This is a genomic window from Janthinobacterium sp. FW305-129, from assembly GCF_020858115.1.
Taxonomy (GTDB): Bacteria; Pseudomonadota; Gammaproteobacteria; order Burkholderiales; family Burkholderiaceae_D; genus Janthinobacterium.
In genome coordinates, this window is the sequence record NZ_JACYMM010000034.1 from 1 (window position 1) to 1,325 (window position 1,325).

A 1,325-nucleotide genomic window follows, 5' to 3' on the forward strand; every position below is an offset into this window, starting at 1 on the left:
GTGCTGGCCGGCCCCCATTACAAGACGGAGCGCGATGCGCTGGCGTGGATAGGCTATCCGGCCACGCAGCAGGTCGGTGCCTTTACGGCGCAGAAGGGCTTGCCGCCGCCCACGGTGCAGGCGTGGCAGGCGACCCTGGCGCAGGCGACAGGCAACGGGCGCAAGAGCGAGGTGGATATCGGCTATGTGATCCACGATGCGCACAACACGCATCCCGCCTCGTCGGACCGCATCGGCCACCTGGCGCAGACCTTGACGACCGAGGTGCCGGCTTTCGATTTTCTCCAGCAGACCTTCAATACGCCAGCCTTGCTGGGCGAAATGGGCGCCGCCACGGCCTTGACGAATGTGGCGCTGGGCATCGCGCAGGCGAATCACTTTGGCCAGAACGTGCTGGTGGCGGGCACCAGCGACGCGGATCAGACGACCGGCGTGCTGATCTTGCCGCCGGCCAAGGTGCGGCCGATCGACCCCGTGAAACCGTGGTTCCGCGCGCGCGGCGGCGGCAATGCCTATCTGATGTGGTGGGGCATCCGGCATGCCTGGGCCACGCTGGATGCGGGACAGTTCAATGAGCAGGGTTATTCGAAGTAGGCGATGGGAATGGCGCGCCAGATGGCGTACTTGATGAACTGACCAGGGTGAAAAATGAACCTTCTCTCTTCCTTTCGCAACTTGGCGGCACTGCTGTCGGGCCTGGCTTTGTCGGCGTGCGTGACGCATCCGGCGAGCAAAGATGGCCGTGAGAATGAAAAAATGATTGCCCAGCCATTCATGGCGCAAGTGGTGGGCGTGCAGTGGCTCAATCCCCTTCAGCGTCAGGATTATCCAACCGAATGGCAGCTGCTATGGACCCTTGGGAAAGTAAGGCCAAATAAGAAAGACGACATGGTAGAACAATACCCTGCTATTTTCTCTGAGGTCAGATCTGTGTCTGGCATAGCTTCATCAAATGATGGTAAAGGTACTTTTTTTAATTTCCATGGGAAATATTTGTTTGAAATGATAGGTAATTTCACGGTGTATATTTCTCCAACCCCACCTATTTTTATAACGCCCACGACTTCAAACACAAAAAAGGCTGGAATGAACTGGCGGGTATCCATGTTGAATATGCGGTGCCCGCAACGCGCTTTGACCCTATTCAGGCAGGCGAGGCATTGCGCGAAGAAATCATCGATACTTTTTCCATCGGGAATCCCAGTTTCCCCAATTCCTGGACCAAGTCCACCCCGCCCGACGTGCACTTGACGGCCGGCGGCGCGAATGCAGGCTTTGTGTCTCTGGCGGCTGCCCTCGACTATCTGCAGGCGCATCCGAAGGAA

1 protein-coding gene and 1 pseudogene are annotated in these 1,325 nt (G+C 57.8%); one reads left to right on the forward strand and one right to left on the reverse strand.

The genetic code is table 11. The features are described 5' to 3' along the window. Positions 1-594 (forward strand): annotated as a pseudogene (locus tag IGS61_RS27665) (hypothetical protein); the annotation flags it as partial. Between the two features lie 230 nt (positions 595-824). Here IGS61_RS27665 and IGS61_RS27670 read toward each other — a convergent pair. After that, positions 825-1,106 carry a hypothetical protein gene (locus tag IGS61_RS27670; protein ID WP_230542495.1) on the reverse strand — a complete coding sequence of 94 codons (282 nt, stop codon included), beginning with the start codon at positions 1,104-1,106 and terminating at the stop codon, positions 825-827. Between the last annotated feature and the right edge of the window lie 219 nt (positions 1,107-1,325).